Source organism: Ottowia oryzae, from assembly GCF_003008535.1.
GTDB lineage: Bacteria > Pseudomonadota > Gammaproteobacteria > Burkholderiales > Burkholderiaceae_C > Ottowia > Ottowia oryzae.
The window spans coordinates 1446640-1465779 of sequence record NZ_CP027666.1; the positions used below are offsets into that span (position 1 = coordinate 1446640).

The 19140-nt window shown below is 65.1% G+C and carries 15 protein-coding genes; 10 read left to right on the plus strand and 5 right to left on the minus strand.

Annotation, left to right across the window (positions count from 1 at the left end):
• Positions 1-25: 25 nt before the first annotated feature.
• Positions 26-1120 (plus strand): redox-regulated ATPase YchF, encoded by a 1095-nt coding sequence (gene ychF, locus C6570_RS06805; RefSeq protein ID WP_106702546.1) that lies wholly within the window; start codon positions 26-28, stop codon positions 1118-1120.
• 67 nt (positions 1121-1187) lie between these two features.
• Here the strand turns inward: ychF and alkB are convergent, their stop codons facing one another.
• Entirely contained in the window at positions 1188-1850 is a 663-nt protein-coding gene (gene alkB / locus C6570_RS06810) for a DNA oxidative demethylase AlkB (RefSeq protein ID WP_106702547.1), read from the minus strand.
• A gap of 151 nt (positions 1851-2001) precedes the next feature.
• A complete protein-coding gene (locus C6570_RS06815; protein WP_106702548.1) occupies positions 2002-2475 on the minus strand; it encodes a YqaA family protein in 474 nt (157 codons plus the stop codon).
• Between the two features lie 207 nt (positions 2476-2682).
• Between C6570_RS06815 and dusB the strand changes: the two genes are divergently transcribed.
• The 3 genes from dusB to purH all read left to right on the plus strand — a co-directional run bounded on the left by dusB (position 2683) and on the right by purH (position 5930).
• Positions 2683-3723 (plus strand): tRNA dihydrouridine synthase DusB, encoded by a 1041-nt coding sequence (gene dusB, locus C6570_RS06820; RefSeq protein WP_106702549.1) that lies wholly within the window; start codon positions 2683-2685, stop codon positions 3721-3723.
• Between the two features lie 4 nt (positions 3724-3727).
• Positions 3728-3961 (plus strand): Fis family transcriptional regulator, encoded by a 234-nt coding sequence (locus C6570_RS06825; protein WP_106702550.1) that lies wholly within the window; start codon positions 3728-3730, stop codon positions 3959-3961.
• Between the two features lie 364 nt (positions 3962-4325).
• Entirely contained in the window at positions 4326-5930 is a 1605-nt protein-coding gene (purH, locus tag C6570_RS06830) for a bifunctional phosphoribosylaminoimidazolecarboxamide formyltransferase/IMP cyclohydrolase (protein WP_106702551.1), read from the plus strand.
• A gap of 103 nt (positions 5931-6033) precedes the next feature.
• Here the strand turns inward: purH and C6570_RS18260 are convergent, their stop codons facing one another.
• The 3 genes from C6570_RS18260 to thiD all read right to left on the minus strand — a co-directional run bounded on the left by C6570_RS18260 (position 6034) and on the right by thiD (position 8815).
• Entirely contained in the window at positions 6034-6441 is a 408-nt protein-coding gene (locus C6570_RS18260) for a hypothetical protein (protein WP_211297657.1), read from the minus strand.
• Positions 6442-6642: 201 nt separating this feature from the next.
• Entirely contained in the window at positions 6643-7953 is a 1311-nt protein-coding gene (hemL, locus tag C6570_RS06840) for a glutamate-1-semialdehyde 2,1-aminomutase (RefSeq protein WP_106702552.1), read from the minus strand.
• Positions 7937-8815, minus strand: coding sequence for a bifunctional hydroxymethylpyrimidine kinase/phosphomethylpyrimidine kinase (gene thiD, locus C6570_RS06845; protein ID WP_245896322.1), 879 nt, complete (start codon positions 8813-8815; stop codon positions 7937-7939). Before thiD ends, hemL begins: the two co-directional genes overlap by 17 nt.
• Positions 8816-9005: 190 nt before the next feature.
• Here thiD and C6570_RS06850 point away from each other — a divergent pair, with 190 nt between their 5' ends.
• The 6 genes from C6570_RS06850 to C6570_RS06875 all read left to right on the plus strand — a co-directional run bounded on the left by C6570_RS06850 (position 9006) and on the right by C6570_RS06875 (position 19128).
• Positions 9006-9176: a rubredoxin gene (locus tag C6570_RS06850; protein WP_106702554.1), complete on the plus strand. Its 171-nt coding sequence runs from the start codon at positions 9006-9008 to the stop codon at positions 9174-9176.
• 80 nt (positions 9177-9256) lie between these two features.
• Positions 9257-9631 carry a response regulator gene (locus tag C6570_RS06855; RefSeq protein WP_106702555.1) on the plus strand — a complete coding sequence of 125 codons (375 nt, stop codon included), beginning with the start codon at positions 9257-9259 and terminating at the stop codon, positions 9629-9631.
• A gap of 11 nt (positions 9632-9642) precedes the next feature.
• A complete protein-coding gene (locus tag C6570_RS06860) occupies positions 9643-10008 on the plus strand; it encodes a response regulator transcription factor (RefSeq protein WP_106702556.1) in 366 nt (121 codons plus the stop codon).
• Positions 10009-10014: 6 nt separating this feature from the next.
• Positions 10015-10545, plus strand: a complete 531-nt coding sequence (locus C6570_RS06865) for a chemotaxis protein CheW (protein WP_106702557.1) — start codon at positions 10015-10017, stop codon at positions 10543-10545.
• 19 nt (positions 10546-10564) lie between these two features.
• Positions 10565-12814 carry a methyl-accepting chemotaxis protein gene (locus tag C6570_RS06870; RefSeq protein WP_106702558.1) on the plus strand — a complete coding sequence of 750 codons (2250 nt, stop codon included), beginning with the start codon at positions 10565-10567 and terminating at the stop codon, positions 12812-12814.
• 80 nt (positions 12815-12894) lie between these two features.
• Positions 12895-19128 carry a hybrid sensor histidine kinase/response regulator gene (locus C6570_RS06875; protein ID WP_106702559.1) on the plus strand — a complete coding sequence of 2078 codons (6234 nt, stop codon included), beginning with the start codon at positions 12895-12897 and terminating at the stop codon, positions 19126-19128.
• The last annotated feature ends 12 nt before the right edge of the window (positions 19129-19140 follow it).

Consider the following 19140-nt stretch of genomic DNA (forward strand, 5'->3'; position numbering starts at 1 on the left):
TCCCGAATCCAGCTGAAAGCCCCCCATGAGCCTGCAATGCGGCATCGTGGGCCTGCCCAACGTGGGCAAGTCCACCCTCTTCAACGCCCTTACCAAAGCCGGTATCGCGGCGGAGAACTACCCCTTCTGCACCATCGACCCCAACACGGGCGTCGTGGAAGTGCCCGACCCGCGCCTGCAGCAGTTGGCCGAGGTGGTCAAGCCAGAGCGCATCCTGCCGGCCATCGTTGAGTTCGTGGACATCGCCGGTCTGGTGGCCGGTGCCAGCAAGGGCGAGGGCCTGGGCAACCAGTTCCTGGCGCACATTCGCGAGACCGACGCCATCGTCAACGTGGTGCGCTGCTTTGAAGACCCGAACGTCATCCACGTGGCGGGCAAGGTGGACCCGATTGCCGACATCGAGGTGATCCAGACCGAGCTGTGCCTGGCCGACCTCAGCACGGTCGAAAAGGCCGTGCAGCGCTACACCAAGGCCAGCAAGAGCGGCAACGACAAGGAAGCCGTGGCCATGCTCAAGCTGCTGGGCCCGGTGCAGGCAGCGCTGAACGAAGCGCGCCCCGTGCGCACGCTGGACCTGAGCAAGGAAGACCGCGCGCTGCTCAAGCAGTTGTTCCTCATCACCGCCAAGCCGGCGATGTTTGTGGGCAACGTCAGCGAAGACGGCTTCGACAACAACCCGCTGCTGGACCGCCTGAAGGACTACGCCGCCAGCCAGAAGGCGCCGGTGGTGGCCATCTGCGCCAAGATGGAAGCGGACATGGCCGAGATGAACGACGAAGACAAGGCCATCTTCCTGGAGGAAATGGGCCAGTCCGAGCCAGGTCTGAATCGCCTGATCCGCGCCGCCTTCAGCCTGCTGGGCCTGCAGACGTACTTCACGGCCGGCGTGAAGGAAGTGCGCGCCTGGACGATCCACGTGGGCGACACCGCACCGCAAGCCGCGGGCGTGATCCACGGTGACTTCGAGCGCGGTTTTATCCGCGCGCAGACCATCGCCTTTGAAGACTTCGTGCAATTCAAGGGCGAGCAGGGCGCCAAAGACGCCGGCAAGATGCGCAGCGAAGGCAAGGAATACGTCGTCAAGGACGGCGACGTGATGAACTTCCTGTTCAACGTCTGAGCCAGCGTTTTTCTTTTAGCGCGCACGCATCCTTGGCCCGAATAGGCGCCCGAATCCGCTCCAGCGCTTACCCCGCGCGGCGGAAGGTGAAGTTGATGCGCGCCGCACCCGTCAGCGGGTGCGTGCCGTCTGGCACCGGCGCCACGCCGTGAAAGCGAAGCCGGTCGGCGCCACCCCACACCACCACGTCCCCGTGAAACAGCGGCACGCGCTGCGGCCGGTCGGCCCGCTGCAGGCCGCCCCATAGAAACACGGCGGGCAGGCCCAGCGAGACGGAAACGATGGGCTGGCCAAAGTCGCGCTCGTCCCTGTCCTGGTGCAGCGACAGGCGGGTGCCGGGGGTGTAGCGGTTGATCAGGCAGGCGTCGGGTGCAAAGCCGTCAAACCCCGCCTGGGCGGCGGCCGATTGCGCCAGCGGCAGAAAGGGCGCGGGCAGGGCGGGCCAGGGCTGGCCGGTGGCCGGGTCTTGTGCGCTGTAGCGGTAGCCGCGCGCGTCGCTTACCCAGCCCAGCGCGCCGCAGTTGGTCAGTGCAAGCTGCATCGCCCGGCCGCCGGGCGTCGCCATGTGGCGAAAGCCGGCTTGCGCCACCACCGCCTGCAGCGCGGGCCAGACGGCGGGCAGATGCGACAGCGCGGCGCCGCGCAGCACCACGGCCCGGGCACCCAGGTGGGTGACGGCGCCAGCGGGGGCTGGGCCAGCGCCGTCGTCATCGAACAGCGGCAAGGTCATCGGGCGGTTGGCAGGGAAAATATCAAACAAAACGGCCTCTGGCGCTGGTGGGGCGTGCGCCAGCAGCTATCAATAATATAGTTTCGGCATGGTGGCGGCGCCGTGCGCCCGTACGCCCCCTGCGGTGATCCGCATCGCTGCGCCAGCTTTTCTAGCCATTCGGCCAAACATACAGCAGCGCCACCGTCATCACCACGTAGCGCGCGAACTTGCCCGCCGCCATGTAGGCGGCGCAGGGCGCAAGGGGCATCTTGAGCCAGCCAGCCACGGCGCACAGCGGGTCGCCTACGACGGGCAGGAAGGCGAAGAAGCACGCGCGCGGGCCCAGCCTTTCCAGCCAGCGCAGCGCGCGCAGGTGCGTGGGCGAGTCGCGGTAGCGGTCTACCGCCTTGTGCGCGCCCAGGCCCATCCACCAGCTCACCATGCCGCCCAGCGTGTTGCCCACCGTGGCCACCAGGATGGCGGGCCAGAACAGGTGCGGGTTCAGCTTGATGAGGCCGAACACGGCCGGCTCCGACCCCAGCGGCAGCAGGGTGGCCGAGATGAACGCCACCACAAAAATGGTGGACAGGCCGTATTCCGGCAGCGCCAGCGACTGCAGCAATTGGTTGAGCCAGACTTCCATAGCCAGGTGAGTGTAGGCAGTTGGCGCCCCACATGGCGCCGCAGCTGATGGGTGAATGCGGCGGCCCGCGTGCCGTCGTGTCGATTCGCCCCTCGGTTTCAGTTGCTGAAAAATTGAGCAGCTAAAATTCGCCCCCTGACCGCGCTGGCCGTCTTACCGCGAAACCACCGTTTCGCTGGCTGCACGCCTGGCGCCGAGGCCCTTCCCATGCACATCGGTCCTTACCGTCTCCCCAACGCTTTGTTCGTTGCCCCCATGGCGGGGGTGACCGACCGGCCTTTTCGCCAGCTGTGCCGCCGCTTTGGCGCGGGCTACGCGGTCAGCGAAATGGTGACGTCGCGCAAGGACCTGTGGCACACGCTCAAGACCAGCCGCCGCGCCGACCACGCGGGCGAGCCCGGGCCGATTGCGGTGCAGATCGCGGGCACCGACGCGGCCATGATGGCCGAGGCCGCGGCCTACAACGTCGACCGCGGCGCGCAGATCATCGACATCAACATGGGTTGCCCCGCCAAGAAGGTGTGCAACAAATGGGCCGGCAGCGCGCTGATGCAGGACGAGCGCTTGGCGCTGCAAATCATTGAGGCGGTGGTCGCCGCCTGCGCGCCGCGCGGCGTGCCCGTCACGCTGAAGATGCGCACCGGCTGGTGCGCCCAGGTGAAAAACGCGCCCACGCTGGCGCGCGCCGCCGAAAGCGCGGGCGTGCAAATGGTCACCGTGCACGGGCGCACGCGCGAGCAGGGTTACAAAGGCCAGGCCGAGCACGACACCGTGGCCGCCATCAAGGCGGCGCTGCGCGTTCCGGTGGTGGCCAACGGCGACATCGATTCGCCCGAGGCCGCGCAGGCCGTGCTGCGCGCGACGGGCGCCGACGCGGTGATGATCGGCCGCGCCGCGCAGGGGCGCCCCTGGCTGTTCCGCGAAATCGCGCACTTCATGGCCACGGGCGAGCGCCTGGCGCCGCCGCTGGTGCTGGAAGTGCGGCGCGCGCTGCTGGACCATCTGCACGATCACTACAGCCTGTATGGCGACTACACCGGTGTGCGTTCGGCGCGCAAGCACATCGGCTGGTACGTGCGCAGCCTGCCGGGGGGCGAGGCGCTGCGCGAGCGCATCAATGCGCTGGAGGCGGCCGAATTGCAGTGGCAAGCGGTGGCCGATTACTTTGAGGAAATGGCTGCACGCCACGAACGCTTGCCCCTGGGCGAGCCCGCGTCGCAGCCCGCGGGGGAGCTGGAGGCCCGCTAGAAGCATGAGCAACAACCCGATTGAAATCTGCGTGCGCGAAAGCCTGGAGGCGTACTTTCGCGACCTGCACGGCACCGAACCCGGTGGCCTGTACGACATGGTCACGCGCGTGGTCGAAAAGCCGCTGCTGGACGTGGTGATGCAGCACGCCGGGCAAAACCAGTCGCGCGCGGCGGAGTGGCTGGGCATGAACCGCAACACGCTGCGCAAGAAGCTGGTCGAACATAAGCTGATATGACCGCCCCCCTGAGCGGCTGCGCCGCTTCCCCCCGCACTCTTCGCGCTGCGCGCTTCGGGCGGGGGGACAACACCAGTTCCCGGCGCGAGATGAGGGAACGGCGTTCGCAGGCCTGGTCGGCTCCCGGCCACATGACCGGGGTGTGTGGGGGGCGGCTGGGCTTTCGCTGGTGATGTCGGCCAGCGAGGTGCGGGCAGCTGGGCTTTCGCGCGGCGTGGGGCGGATTCAGCCTTGCCGTTCGCCGAGTCGGCATGGCGCTTTGCGGGGTTCGCACGATGGCCCATTTTGCTTTTAATTTGATAGCTGCTCGCGCTTTCTGCACCTGCGCTGGCGGCCCATTTGATTATTTTTTTGGATCTGACCTATGAACGCGCTGATTTCTGTTTCAGACAAGACCGGCATTGCCGAATTCGCCGCCGCGCTGTCGGCGCTGGGTTTCAAGCTGCTGTCTACCGGTGGCACGGCCAAGCTGCTGGAAGACGCGGGCCTGCCGGTGACCGAGGTGGCCGAGGTGACGCAGTTCCCCGAGATGCTGGACGGCCGCGTGAAAACGCTGCACCCCAAGGTGCATGGCGGGCTGCTGGCGCGGCGCGACGTGCCCGAGCACATGGCGGCGTTGCAGCAGCACGGCATCGACACCATCGACCTGCTGGTCGTCAACCTGTACCCGTTCGAGGCGACGGTGGCCAAGGCCGGCTGTACGCTGGCCGACGCGATCGAGAACATCGACATTGGCGGGCCGGCCATGGTGCGCAGCGCCGCCAAGAACTGGAAAGACGTGGCCGTGCTGACCGACGCCAGCCAGTACGAAGCGGTGCTGGCCGAGCTGAAAGCCAGCGGCGGCCGCCTGTCGGACAAAACGCGCTTTGGCCTGGCGGTGGCCGCGTTCAACCGCATCAGCAACTACGACGCGGCCATCAGCGACTACCTTTCTGCTATCGATTTCGAAGCTGCTGGCGCTGATGGGGTGCCGGCCAGAAGCGAATTTCCTGCCCAAAGCAACGGCCGCTTTATCAAGCTGCAGGATCTGCGCTACGGCGAAAACCCGCACCAGCAGGCCGCCTTCTACCGCGACCTGTACCCCGCGCCGGGCTCGCTGGTCACCGCGGTGCAGCTGCAGGGCAAGGAGCTGAGCTACAACAACATCGCCGACGGCGACGCGGCGTGGGAATGCGTCAAGCAGTTCAGCGTGCCGGCCTGCGTCATCGTGAAGCACGCCAACCCCTGCGGCGTGGCGGTGGCGCCTAACGCGCTGGCGGCCTACCGGAAGGCTTTCCAGACCGACCCGACCAGCGCCTTCGGCGGCATCATCGCCTTCAACGTGCCGGTGGACGGCGCGGCGGCCGAGGCGGTGGCCAAGCAGTTTGTCGAGGTGCTGATGGCGCCCGCCTTCACGCCCGAAGCGCGCGCCGTGTTCGCCGCCAAGGCCAACGTGCGGCTGCTGCAGATTTCACTGGACGACGTGCAGCGCGACGGCGCGACGCCCTGGGCGCGCGGCCAGAACGCGATGGATGTCAAGCGCGTGGGCTCGGGCCTGCTGATCCAGACCGCCGACTTCCATGTGCTGACGGCCGACGCGCTGGAGGTGGTCACCCAGCTGAAACCCACGCCGCAGCAGATCGAAGACCTGCTGTTCGCCTGGAAGGTGGCGCAGTTCGTGAAGAGCAACGCCATCGTCTTCTGCAAGGACGGCATGACCATGGGCGTGGGCGCCGGGCAGATGAGCCGCCTGGATTCGGCGCGCATCGCCAGCATCAAGGCGCAGCACGCGGGCCTGTCGCTGCAAGGCACGGCCGTGGCCAGCGACGCGTTCTTCCCCTTCCGCGACGGCCTGGACGTGGTGATCGACCACGGCGCCAGCTGCGTCATTCAGCCGGGCGGGTCGATGCGCGACCAAGAGGTGATCGACGCCGCCAACGAACGCGGCGTGGCCATGGTGTTCACGCGGGTGCGGCACTTCAGGCATTGAGGCGCACCCCGGCGGCGAAGGCCGCCGGCCATAAAAAAGAGCGGCAGGGCCGCTCTTTTTTATGGGGTTGGTGTGTGAGCGCCGGACCTGCAGCCGGTGCGATTCAATTGCAGCGCGCGGGGTACAGCGAGCAATTCACGCCCTGGTGGTTGAAGCGGTCGGTGCTGCGCGTCTCGTCCACCGGCTTGGCGCTGGAATCCTTGGTCACCAGGGTACTCAGGTCTACCTCGCGGGTCGTCGACACGGCCGCGCCGTCTTTCTTGGCCGCCGCAGCGCGCTGGCGGGCGCGGCGTTCGGTAGCGGCGGGTGCCGCAGCGGCCGGGGCGGTGACCACGGGTGCAGCGACGGCCGTGGCGGGCGCGGCTTGTGGCGCTGGCGCGGCGGGCGGCATGACCTGCGTGGCGACCGGCACGGGCGCGGCGGCCTCGGCGGCGCCGGTGGCGCTCTGGGCCGATGCGGTGGCGGAAGCGGCCATCAGTGCGGCCATCAATAGGAAAGCTTGGGTTCTCATTCGGTTACCTTCAGGCGAATCAGCCGCAGCATACCCAATCGCGCGGGCGCAGTGCGCAAACTGGCGGCCGGCGCGCATCCGACCGTAGACAAATTCACACACCTGCGTGCCCACCGGGCGGTTCCGCGCAAGACGCTCGGTCGACGGGTTATTTCAAGGAAAATCGGCCACTGGCGCCCGTCCCTACTGCGCTGAAAGCTCTCATTTTGGAAGCAGACTGAATGCCTCTTTGGCGGCTGCCACGGTGGTGTCGATGTCTGCGTCGCTGTGCGCACCGCTGACAAAACCGGCCTCGTACAGCGCGGGCGCAATGTAGACGCCCCGGTCCAGCAGCGCGTGAAACAGCTGGTTGAAGCGCTCACCGTCCGTCTTCATCACCTGCGTGTAGTTCTGCGGCAGCTGCGGCAGCAGGAAGAAGCCGAACATGCCGCCCTGGCAATCGGCCGAGAAGGGCACGCCTTCGGCCGCAGCGGCAGCGCTCAGGCCGTCGACCAGGCGGCGCGTTTTGGCGGTGAGCGATTCAAAGAAGCCCGGCCGCTTGATTTCGCGCAGCGTGGCCAGGCCGCAGGCGGTGGCCACCGGGTTGCCCGACAGCGTGCCGGCCTGGTACACCGGGCCCAGCGGGGCCAGTTGCTCCATCACGGCGCGCTTGCCGCCAAAGGCCGCCAGCGGCATGCCGCCACCGATCACCTTGCCCATGACGGTGATGTCGGGCTCGAAGCCCGGAATCGCCTGCGCATACACGCTTTGCGCGCTGCCCAGCGCCACGCGGCAGCCGGTCATCACCTCGTCGTAGATCAGCAGCGCGCCGTGCTGGGTGCACAGCTCGCGGCAGCGGCGGGTGAAATCGACCGTGGCGCGCACGAAGTTCATGTTGCCGGCGATCGGCTCCATGATCAGCCCGGCCACGTCGGCGCCGTGCTCGGCAAAGGCCTGCTCCAGCTGGTCGATGTTGTTGTATTCCAGCACCAGCGTGTGCTGCACCACCTCGGGCGGCACGCCCGCGCTGGTGGGGTGGCCGAAGGTGGCCAGGCCCGAGCCGGCCTTCACCAGCAGCGCGTCGGCATGGCCGTGGTAGCAGCCCTCGAACTTGATGATTTTGGCGCGCCCGGTGGCGCCGCGCGCCAGGCGGATGGCGCTCATGCCCGCCTCCGTGCCTGAGCTGACCAGCCGCACCATTTCCATCGACGGCACCAGCGACAGGATTTCCTCGGCCAGTTCGATTTCTCGCTCGGTCGGCGCGCCGAAGGAAAAGCCTTGCTCGGCGGCCTTGGTCACGGCCTCCAGCACGGCGGGGTGGCCATGGCCCAGGATCATCGGGCCCCAGGAGCCGATGTAGTCGATGTAGCGCTGGTCGTTGGCGTCCCAGAAGTAGGCGCCGCGGGCGCGTTCCACGAAACGGGGCGTGCCGCCCACGGCACGAAAGGCGCGCACGGGCGAATTCACGCCGCCGGGAATCACCCGGCGGGCGCGCGCCATCAGGGCGTCGTTCAAATCAGTGTTGGATGTCATTGGAAGGACTGGGGATGTGAATGGGGTGCGGGCCGTCACCGTGCGCGTCGCCATCGGCAGCGCCGGGCGCGGGCTCGTCGTCGGTCTCGGCCCAGAAGAGGCGGTCGGCCACGGCGCGGCCCATGCCGGGGTGAAAGCCGTGGTCCAGCGCCTGGTCAAGGTATTGCAGCGCCTCGGCAGCGGCGTGGGTCAGTTCACTGCCGTTGGCCAGCAGGGCCGCCAGGGCGGCGGACAGGATGTCGCCCGCGCCCATGAAGCCGGCTTCGATGCGCTCATACGCGTGGCTGAACAGCTCGGCCTCGGGTGAGGCCAGCACGTTGCCGACGCGGTCGCCGTCCAGCGCCAACCCGGTCACCAGGACGTAGGACACACCCAGGGCGGACGCGGCGCGGGCCAGATCGGTGGGGCGTGCGCGCCGGTCGGTGGCGGATTCGGGCAGCAGCCAGTGCCGCAGCGTGGTGTTGTTGCCCACCAGCACGGCCGTCTGCGGTAGCAACAGGTCGCGCAGCGCGTCCAAGTAGGCTTCGATCTCGGGTTGTTCCCACCAGGAGAGGTCGGGCAGAAAGGTGACGACGGGCGCTTCGGCATAGTCGGCAGTGAAGGCCGCCACCGTCGCGACGGCCTCGGCACTGCCCAGAAAGCCCACCTTGATCGTCTGCACCGGAATGTCTTCGGCGACCATGCGGGCTTGCTCTTCCACCGCGGCGGCAGGCAAGGCGGCCCAGCCGGCTGTCTCGCGCGTATCGCGCAGGTACACGCCGGTGGTGACGGGCAGGGCGTGCGCGCCAATGGAGGCGACGACGAGCGCATCGCCGCTCACGCCGCCCGCACCGACGGGATCGCAGGCGTTGAAAACGAGCACGCACGCAAGCGTGTCTTCCCCAGGGGTGGGGGCAGACGTGTCGCAATCTTGCGACGGTTCGGTGGGTGGAAAGGGGGCGTCAGGCTGCATCAGACGCTATTTGATTCACTAGGTGCGACAAAGTGCCAAGCGCTGCCAAGCGCGCTGGATACAATCAATTGCATTCTAAGGACATGGAACCTAAGCTGTAATGAATTCAAGGACTTGGATGTGTCTGATCTGCGGTTGGCTCTACGACGAAAGTGCTGGAGCGCCCGATCATGGTATCGCGCCAGGTACGCCTTGGGAGCAGGTGCCCATGAACTGGACTTGCCCTGAGTGTGGAGCAAGAAAAGAAGACTTCGAGATGGTGCAGATCTGACCGAGCGCGTCGGATCTGTCTTTTATATGTGCTTCAGGGCGTTGTTCAGTAAGCCCTGAGCAGAAAGTCGTGAGGGTTCAATGGCTCAAAAGCGCGTGCTCGTCATCGATGACAGCAACACCATTCGCCGCAGTGCAGAGATTTTTCTGAAGCAGGGCGGCCACGAGGTCATGCTCGCCGAAGACGGCTTCGATGCCCTGGCCAAGGTCAACGATGCGCAGCCGGATCTGATCTTCTGCGACATCCTGATGCCTCGTCTGGACGGTTACCAGACTTGTGCCATCATCAAACGAAACGAAAAGTTCTCATCCACGCCGATCGTCATGCTGTCCTCGAAGGACGGGGTGTTCGACAAGGCGCGCGGGCGCATGGTGGGTTCGCAGGATTACCTGACCAAGCCCTTCACGAAAGATCAGCTGCTGCAAGCGGTTGAACAATTTGGCTCGAGCAGCTGAGGAGATTGAAGATGCCCATTCGCAGTGTCCTCATCGTGGACGATTCGAAGACCGAGATCATGTTCCTGACCGACATGCTCAAGAAGGCGGGCTTCAGCGTGAGTTCGGCCGAGAACGCCGACGATGCGCACAAGCGGCTCGAGGCCTCCAAACCGGACCTGATCCTGATGGACGTGGTCATGCCGGGGCAAAACGGTTTTCAGCTGACGCGCGCGATCAACCGCGATCCGCGCTACGCCGACGTGCCCATCATCATGTGTACCAGCAAGAACCAGGAAACCGACCGCGTCTGGGGCATGCGCCAGGGCGCGCGCGACTACATCACCAAGCCGGTCGATCAAGCCGAACTGATGGCCAAGATCAAGGCGCTGGGCTGATCCGATATGTCGAGCAAGCAGGCACTTCGCGAGTTTCAGAGTCGACTGACCGAGCGGCTGCAGTCCGCGCGCACCTCAGGCGTTGCCGCATCCTGGCTGGCGGTGGAGGCGCGCGGCAGGCGGCTGCTGTTCCCGCTGAGCCACGCCGGCGAGATTTTCCCCTGGACCGATGTCCAATCCGTTCCTTACACGCACGACTGGTTCCTGGGTGTCGCCAACCTGCGCGGCGGCCTGCACAGCATCGTGGATCTGGCGGCTTTCGTGGAAAGCCGTGGGCCCATTCGGCGCACTGAGCTCGAACTGGGTCAATCGCGACTCATTGCCCTCAACCCGATGCTTGAGACCAGCTGCGCGTTGCTGGTGGATGGCTTGCATGGGCTTCGCACGGTCGAATCGTTCGCCTCTTCAGCGCCGGCACCCGAAGGCGCTCCTTCGTATTTCGGTCACACGTACACCGACATGGATGGCGTGCAATGGCAGGAGATCAACCTGCAGGCCTTGTCGCAGCACCAGCCCTTCCTCGTAATCGGCGTCTAGTTTTTTCCAAGGTTCCAAAATGGCAAACCCTCTATCGGATCTGTTCAAGAAAAAGCCGCAGACCGTTCCGGCGGACAGCGAAGAGACCGTTGTGCAAGACAGTGTGCGCGGGTCTTCTGGCTCCGCATACGAGTCTCGTGCCCCGCTCGACAGCACCGTGATGGCATCCAGCATCGAAGACGCGGAAGAGGCGCCTGCGTCCAGCGAGGACATATTCGCCATTCCAGTGCTGGGCACGCGCACAGCCGCCCAGCACCAGCGCATTCTGTCGTTTGCACTGGTGGCTTCGTTCATCGTTTTGGCGGTGGCGGTGTACTGGGTGATTTCGCAGACCAATCGCGCGGCTGCGCAAGTGGGTGCGACCGGTCAGGCGCTGATGCAATCGCAGCGGGTCGCGAAGTCGGTGTCGCAGGCCTTGGTCGGAAGCCCAGAAGCGTTCACGGAGCTGAAAGAGGCATCGTCGGCGTTGACGACCAACGTGCAGGGTTTGAAAAGCGGTAACGACACGGTGCCGCCCCTCGGCGGCGAATACAGCGAGTCCCTGGGCACCATTTCCAGCCTGGTGGATCGCGCGGACAAGAACGCCAAAGTTGTTCTCGGGCAGCAGAAAACCTTGACGCAAGTGGGCAGTTCCTTGCGCTCGGTTAGCCGCCAGTCTTCTGACCTGCTGGAGGTGGCCGAGACCATTTCCTCGCTGAAGCTGCAACAAAACGCGTCGGCAGCGGAGATCTCCGCCGCCGGTCAGCTGGTGATGTTGACGCAGCGTATCGGCAAGTCCGCCAACGAGTTCATGACGATGGAGGGCGTCAGCCCGGAGGCCGTGTTCCTGCTGGGTAAGGACTTGAACTCGTTCCGCGAGATCGCTCAGGGCTTGCTCAACGGCAGTCAGGAGCTGCGTCTGCCGCCAGCGCGCGACGAGCAGACTCGCGAGCGCCTGGGCGCTTTGCTCAAGATGTACGAAGAAACGCGCACCTTGGCGGGCGGCATTCTGGGCAACCTGCAGGGCTTGGTGTCCGCACGTGAAGCGCAGACCGCCGTGGTGGCAGACAGTGAACCGCTGCGTAAGGATCTGGAGGCGTTGCAGACCAGCTTGTCTTCCGAGTCGGGGCTCAACTGGAAGAGCTTCCTGGCGTTGCTCATCCCGGCCGTGGTTGCGGTGCTCGCTGCCGTCGGCTTCGGCTACGTTCAGTTGCGCGAGAGCCGCCAGCGTCAAGGCATGGCCGAACTGCAGCGTCATTCCGCCGAGCAGCAGCAGCAGGAAAGTAAACGCGTCAATGACGCGAACCAGGCGGCCATTCTTCGACTGATGAACGAACTGCAAACGGTGGCTGAGGGCGATTTGACCCAGGAGGCCACCGTGACAGAGGACATCACCGGCGCTATCGCCGACTCGGTGAACTACACAGTGGAGGAGTTGCGCTCTCTGGTGGGCAACGTGCAGAGCACGGCGACACGAGTGGCCCAAACCACATCGCGGGTGGAAACCACTTCGACGGAGCTGTTGGCCACATCGACCGAGCAGCTGCGCGAGATTCGCGAGACCGGCCAGTCGGTGCTGGACATGGCTGCGCGCATTAACGATGTGTCGTCTCAAGCGCAGGAATCGGCATCGGTGGCGCGTCAGTCGCTGGTCGCTGCCGAATCCGGGCTGACTGCCGTGCAGAACGCCATTGGCGGTATGAACGCGATTCGCGATCAGATCCAGGAAACGTCCAAGCGCATCAAGCGGCTGGGCGAGTCGTCGCAAGAAATTGGTGAGATCACCGAACTGATTGCAGACATTACCGAGCAGACCAACGTATTGGCGTTGAACGCGGCGATTCAGGCGGCGTCGGCCGGTGAAGCAGGTCGTGGATTCTCGGTGGTTGCCGAGGAGGTGCAGCGTCTGGCGGAACGCTCAGGCGACGCGACGCGGCAGATTGCAGCGCTGGTCAAGGCGATTCAGACCGACACGCAAGATGCCGTGGCCGCCATGGAGCGATCCACGCAGGGTGTGGTTGAAGGGGCGCGTCTGTCGGATAACGCCGGTACCGCGCTGTCTGAGATCGACCAGGTGTCCCGCAAGCTGGCTGAGCTGATCGAGCAGATTTCCTCTTCTGCTTCCAAGGAGGCCGACCAAGCCAACGAGGTGGCCAGCAACATTCAGCACATTTTTGCTGTGACGGAGCAAACCGGAGAAAGCACGCGCACCACGGCGAACCAGGTGCGTGAATTGGCCCGCATGGCCGATGAACTGCGTCAGTCGGTGGCGCGTTTCAAGATTGCCTAAGCCCTGGCGCATGGCCCGCAGTGATGTCAGGCCGTGTCGCTTGCTGAGGTATCGGGATTGCTTTCGGAGTACAAGAATCCATGGTGACGAACGGCCAGATCAGGTCTGACGAGTTGGGCGGTGTTGTAACGGGAGACCTTGGGCCGCTGGCCTGGGTTCTTGAAGAGACTCGCAAGTCCATCGATATAGCGACCAAATCCCTTAAGCGTTATGCACGTGACGCGGAAGCCGCACGCGGCGTCGACTTGGCCGCGGTGGACGCGAGCCAGCTGCGTATTGCACGCCAGCACCTGCACCAAGTGGTGGGCGCGCTCGACATGGTGGGCCAGGGTTTGGCGGCCCAAATGGTTCGCGCTATGGAATCGGCCGTGCAGAAGTACGTGCTGCGCCCTGAGACTTGCAGCGAAGCCGAAGCTGCGAAGCTGGAGCGCGCCGGCTTTGCACTGGTCGACTACCTTGAGAATCAGCTGAGCGAGAAACCGCGCGCGGCACTGGGTTTGTTCCCCCAATACAAGCAGGTGCTGGAGATGTCGGGGGCGGACCGTATCCACCCTGCGGACCTGTGGGCCAATACATGGCGCTGGGTCGATGCGGCGACGCCCGCTGCCGCGCAGCGTATTTCGTACGGCCCGGATATCCGCGGTCGACTCGACCAGCGGGTGCTCAAAATCATGAAGCGCGGCGATGTGAACGCTGCGTCAGAGCTCAGTGTTGTGGCCCTGGGATTGGCGGATGGTGAGACCGCACGCCAGCCGGTGATCTTCTGGAAGCTGTCGGCCGCGTTCTTTGAGGCGCTGGCCAAGGCGCTGGTTCCGATGGATGTGTACGCCAAACGGGCGGCGTCGCGCATTCTTTTGCAGTACGCGTCGCTCGCGCGGGGAGATCAGAGCGTTTCCGAGCGGCTTGCGCAGGATCTCCTGTTCTTTGTCGCGCAGGCTCAGCGTGTGCAGCCCAGCGCCGCTCCGGTCGTCGCTGCGGTCAAGCATGCCTGGGCCCTGGACAGCTACGAACCCGTCAACTACGACGAGTCCGGCTTCGGGCTCTACGATCCGGCAGTGCTTGCGCAGGCGCGCCGGCGTATCGAATCAGTCAAGGAGAACTGGTCCGCATTGGCCGGCGGCGACATGGCGCGCCAGAAGGCGTGCGTGGATCAGTTTGGCTTGGTGGTTGAGTCGCTGAACAAGTTGCACGCCAACGGCCGGCCGCTGGCCGACGCTCTGACCCGGGTCGCGCAGCAGATCGCCTCTTCGTCGCATCCGCCGAGTCCGGAGCTTTCGATGGAAACGGCGACGGCCGTGCTTTTCCTCGAAGCTTCGTTCAATGATTTTCAGCCAGGCGACGCGGTGTTTACGCACCGCTTGACGCAGCTGGCCGAGCGACTCGATGCCGTGCGCAAGAACCAGGCGGCACCTGCGCTGGAGCCTTGGATGGAGGAGCTGTACCGCAGCTTCAGCGACCGCCAGACGATGGGTACGGTGGTGGGCGAGCTGCGTACCACGCTGAGCGAAACCGAGCAGCACCTCGACCAATTCTTCAGAAATCCAGCGAACAAGGAGCAACTCAGCCCTGTGCCTGGCCTTCTTGGTCAGATGAAGGGCGTGTTGTCTGTCTTGGGTCTGGATCAGGCTGCCATTGCCGTCTCTCGAATGCGCGAGAGTGTCGAAGGTTTGCTTTCCTCGGAAGACGAGATCGACGCCCAGGCGAACGCGCCGCTGTTTGAAAAGCTGGGCAATACTGCTGGCGCGCTGGGCTTTTTGATCGACATGTTGGGCTATCAGCCCGTGTTGGCTCGCCGCCTGTTCGTGTTTGATGCCGATTCCGGTGAGCTCAAGCACGTCTCCGGGCGTGAGCGCAGTTCCGTTGTCAATCCGGCGGTGTCCGCACCGCTCGACCTCGAACTCGACTTGTCTGAGTCAGAGCCGGTTTCGGACTTCGATCGACTTGATCAAGTTCCGGCGGAGTCCTTGCCTGCTCAACTTGAGCAGTTGGCTGCCAAGGCGGCCTTGGATGAGAAGCCGGCACTTGCCCAAGCGGCGGCGCACGCTGCGGATGTTGCGAGGCGTCAGGACGCGGACGAGCTTTCCGGCGCGCTTCAATCGCTGTCGGCCATGGCGGGCACTGCGGCGCCAACTGCGCCACCGGCCTCGCAGACAGTGCAGGCGGATTCGGGCGCCGCAGAAGACGACGATCTGCTGGACATCTTCCTGGAGGAAGCGCGTGAGGTGGTCCAGAACGGCCATGGCGCCATCGCTACCTTGAAGACAGCGCCTGCGGACGTAGAGCAAATCACTACGCTGCGGCGCGCGTTCCACACGCTCAAGGGCAGCTCGCGCATGGTCGGGTTGAGCGAGTTTGGCGAGGCTGCCTGGTCCATGGAGCAGTTGCTCAATGCGTGGCTGGCCGAACAAAAGCCGGCGAACGAAGCGCTGCGTGGCGTTGCCGAAGAGGCGCTGGGTGGATTTGGGCAATGGGTTGAGGCCATTGCCGAGAAGCGCGCGGATTCGTGGCATGCGGCGCCGTTCTGTTTGGTGGCGGATGCCTTGCGACAGGACGGTCAGCGCCTCGACCTGGATTTGAATTTCGAGGCCGGTGAAGCGCTCGTTGCCGTGCCTGTGGAGCCGGTTCACGTCTCTGACGGTGTTTCGGTGGGCGGAGAGGCTGACGTCATCGACGTCACAGCGTCGGACGTCGCAAGCGCGGATAGCGAGTTGCGGAATGATCAGGTGGTAGCGCCCGAACCGCTGCCTTTGGCGGATCTTGATCTGCCGGACCTGACTCTGAGCGAGGCAGGAAGCCATACGGCGGTCGATGGGGTTTCGACGACAAGTGACGCGCTGGCGCCGCTCGACATAGAGGCGATCGAAACAATTGACTTGGACGCAGCCGAGCTGTTCGACCTTTCGCCAGCATCGGACGGGCACGTGGCGGCTGAGTCCGCTGAAGCGGCTGACTTGGCGCCGAACAGCGAGCACTCCCTCGAGAAACCGACAGATGCGTCGGTTGCCGATACGCCGCTGCTTGGTCTTGAGCTCAGCGAATTGGATTTCGCTGCGTCCGAAGAGTCGAACGATGCCCCTGACGTTTCTGAGGCAGAAGCGGCGCCCGCGCATGACGCAGAAACTCCCGTCGAGTTGTTCGAGCATTTGAGTGTCGATGCCGATGCGCAGACGCTGCTCGACGCAGGTGATGTGCCGACCGAGCAGACGACGCATGAGCCTCTGGCACTGGCGCTTGGCGAGCTGGACTTTGCGATCGATGCGCCCGGCCAAGAAGCAAATGGAGCTGTTGAGTCCGCTGCCGCGCATGAACCCGCCCCGCGGGATCTTTCCGACGATCAAGTTTCAACGGAAGGCGAAACGGACGACGCGTACAAGCAGATCGGCGACTTGCGCATCAGCACGCCGCTGTACAACGTCTATCTCAACGAGGCGGATGAGTGGTCGCGACAGCTGATCACTGAGCTTTCCGAATGGTCGCTTGAGCTCAATCAGCCAGTCCCGGAGCGTGCCGTTGCGCGCGCTCACTCGTTGGCCGGCAGCTCGGCCACCGTCGGCTTTGCTGCGCTTTCTGAACTGTCGCGCGCAGTCGAGCATGCGATGGAGCGCCTGCACGGGCAGCCCTACGGCACAGCCGAACAGGCAGGCGTGCTCAATGAGGCTGCCGAGGACGTTCGGCGTGTCCTCCACCAATTTGCAGCGGGCATCCTGAAGGCGCCCAGTCCTGACATCCTTCGGCGCGTGCAAGCGCTCGAACCGACCGTGGGCGAACCCAAGACGGACGGGGCGGCCGAGCCTGCACAGGCCGCTGCAGCAACCGAGCTTGCCGCGACGGCATCCACCGCCAAGCCCCGGCCCGCACCGGCACACGTTGCGCCGACGGACGCTTCCGCCGCGAGCATTGCCGATGACATCGACGTTGCCGATGCGGTTGACCCCGACCTTTTCCCCATCTTCGAGGAAGAGGCGGAAGAGCTGCTGCCTCAGCTCAGCGCTTCGATGCGCGAGTGGGTATCGCACCCGCAAGAGCGGGGCCCGCGCGGTCAGGTTCTGCGAGCGCTGCACACCCTCAAGGGCAGTGCGCGTCTCGCAGGGGCGCTGCGCCTGGGCGAGATGGCACACCGCACGGAATCTGCGATAGAGACCATCGGCATCGATGGCATCGAGTCGCGTGATATCGAGCCCTTGCTCGATCACCTCGATGAGCTTGAGCTCGCATTCAAGCGGCTGCAAGTCGGGGCCGTTGGTGCGGAGGGCGAGGATGTCGGCGCCGCTGCCCCGAGCGTTGCGTCGATCGTCAATCCGCCGGCGGCGATTTCAGCCGCTGCCGAGGCTCCTGCGGGTGAACCGGCGGGGCAAAGTGAAGTCTCCGAGCGACCGGCGCCTGTGTTGGGCGACGTCGCCTTGCCGGCGCCGCTCTCCCTGGTGTCTGCGCGCGTTGCCGCAGGACAATCCGTTCGGGTTCGCAGCCAGCTGCTGGATCGCTTGGCGGCACAGGCCGGCGAACTCATGAGTTCGCGGGCCCGGCTGGAAACCGAGGTGGGTCAACTGCGCAACTCGCTCGGCGAACTGACGGGGAACCTCGAGCGTCTGCGCGGACAGCTGCGCGACGTTGAGCTGCAGGCCGAAACGCAGATGCAATCGCGGCTGGCTTTGTCGAAGGATGCCAAGCAGAACTTCGACCCGCTCGAATTCGACCGTTTCACGCGCATGCAGGAATTGACCCGCATGATGGCCGAATCGGTCAACGACGTTGCGACCGTTCAGCGCAGCCTGCAACGTGCGATCGAGTCGAGCGAGGACGATCTGGCCGCGCAGGCGCGCCAATCGCGCGAGTTGCAGCGCGACTTGCTGCGCACGCGGATGGTGGAGTTCGAGGGCATTTCTGAGCGCCTCTATCGCGTGGTTCGTCAGGCCTCCAAAGAGACCGGCAAGCAGGTTCGCCTGGACATCAGCGGTGGCTCGATCGAAATGGACCGCGGCATTCTTGACCGGATGACGCCGGCGTTCGAGCACCTTTTGCGCAACTGCGTGGTGCACGGCATCGAGAGCCAGGCGGTTCGCGCGGCCCGCAGCAAAGATGCGACTGGCCTGGTGACCATTCAGGTCGAGCAGGCGGGCAACGACGTTTCAGTGGAGTTTCGCGACGACGGTGCGGGTCTGAATCTGCCACGCATCCGTGAGCGTGGCATCCAGCTGGGCTTGCTCGATGCCGACGCCGAAGTGGCCGACAACGAGGTCGGCAACCTGATCTTCGCGCCCGGATTTACAACGGCAACGGAAGTCACCGAGCTGGCTGGCCGCGGCGTGGGCATGGACGTTGTGAGAACGGAAGTGCAGGCGCTGGGTGGCCGCATCGAGACCAGTACGCAAGAGGGCCATGGCTCGGCCTTCCGGCTGGTGCTTCCGCTCACCACCGCCGTGACCCACGTGGTCATGGTTCGCGCAGGGCAGCTGGCCGTGGGCGTGCCGTCCAACCTGGTCGAGATCGTCCAGCGCGCATCTGCCCAAGAGCTCGAAGAGGCGTACCGCAGTGGCACGTTCCGATACGGCGCAGAGACCCTGCCGTTCTTCTGGTCCGGCGCGCTGATGCAGAACTCTGCGCGCAGCGCCGAGCCGCGTGGCCGTTCCACGCCTGTCGTGATCTTCCGGTCGGCTGCTCAGCGCGTGGCCGTGCACGTCGACGAAGTGTTGGGCAATCAGGAAGTGGTGGTCAAGGCGCTTGGGCCGCAGCTGTCACGCCTGCCAGGCCTGGTCGCCATCACCGTGCTGGCGTCTGGTGCCGTCGCGCTGATATACAACCCCGTGGCGTTGGCGGCGGTGTACGGTGTCCAGGCGCAAGCCCTTTCAAGAGAAGCTCACGCCGAAGAAGCGCCTGTGGTGGTGGAAGGCGTGCCAGCAGCTCCGGTGGCGTTGCCGGCGGCGACGCATTCGGACATTCCTCTTGTTCTGGTGGTGGACGATTCCATCACGGTGCGGCGCGTCACGCAGCGCCTGCTGCAGCGCGAAGGCTACCGCGTGGCACTGGCTGCGGACGGTCTGCAGGGGCTGGAGCGACTGCAGGCTGAGCGCCCGGCGGTGGTCTTGTCGGACATCGAGATGCCCCGCATGGATGGCTTCGACTTCGTGCGCAACATCCGGGCGGACGAGAAACTGGCCGATCTGCCGGTGATCATGATCACGTCTCGCATCGCTGAAAAGCACCGCGAGCATGCGCGCGAGCTGGGCGTCAGCCATTACTTGGGCAAGCCCTACGCCGAAGATGAACTGCTGGGTCTGATCAAGACCTACACCAGCGCCGAGGTGGCCGACAAGTGAGGGTGCGGCCGG

What these genes read in the sequence shown, in the direction of transcription:
- C6570_RS06870 (WP_106702558.1), top strand. Translation starts at nt 10,565, where the DNA reads ATGGCAAACCCTCTATCGGATCTGTTCAAGAAAAAGCCGCAGACCGTT.
- purH (WP_106702551.1), top strand. Translation starts at nt 4,326, where the DNA reads ATGAACGCGCTGATTTCTGTTTCAGACAAGACCGGCATTGCCGAATTC.
- C6570_RS06865 (WP_106702557.1), top strand. Translation starts at nt 10,015, where the DNA reads ATGTCGAGCAAGCAGGCACTTCGCGAGTTTCAGAGTCGACTGACCGAG.
- C6570_RS18260 (WP_211297657.1), bottom strand. Translation starts at nt 6,441, where the DNA reads ATGAGAACCCAAGCTTTCCTATTGATGGCCGCACTGATGGCCGCTTCC.
- alkB (WP_106702547.1), bottom strand. Translation starts at nt 1,850, where the DNA reads ATGACCTTGCCGCTGTTCGATGACGACGGCGCTGGCCCAGCCCCCGCT.
- C6570_RS06850 (WP_106702554.1), top strand. Translation starts at nt 9,006, where the DNA reads ATGAATTCAAGGACTTGGATGTGTCTGATCTGCGGTTGGCTCTACGAC.
- C6570_RS06855 (WP_106702555.1), top strand. Translation starts at nt 9,257, where the DNA reads ATGGCTCAAAAGCGCGTGCTCGTCATCGATGACAGCAACACCATTCGC.
- ychF (WP_106702546.1), top strand. Translation starts at nt 26, where the DNA reads ATGAGCCTGCAATGCGGCATCGTGGGCCTGCCCAACGTGGGCAAGTCC.
- C6570_RS06815 (WP_106702548.1), bottom strand. Translation starts at nt 2,475, where the DNA reads ATGGAAGTCTGGCTCAACCAATTGCTGCAGTCGCTGGCGCTGCCGGAA.
- C6570_RS06825 (WP_106702550.1), top strand. Translation starts at nt 3,728, where the DNA reads ATGAGCAACAACCCGATTGAAATCTGCGTGCGCGAAAGCCTGGAGGCG.
- dusB (WP_106702549.1), top strand. Translation starts at nt 2,683, where the DNA reads ATGCACATCGGTCCTTACCGTCTCCCCAACGCTTTGTTCGTTGCCCCC.
- C6570_RS06875 (WP_106702559.1), top strand. Translation starts at nt 12,895, where the DNA reads ATGGTGACGAACGGCCAGATCAGGTCTGACGAGTTGGGCGGTGTTGTA.
- hemL (WP_106702552.1), bottom strand. Translation starts at nt 7,953, where the DNA reads ATGACATCCAACACTGATTTGAACGACGCCCTGATGGCGCGCGCCCGC.
- C6570_RS06860 (WP_106702556.1), top strand. Translation starts at nt 9,643, where the DNA reads ATGCCCATTCGCAGTGTCCTCATCGTGGACGATTCGAAGACCGAGATC.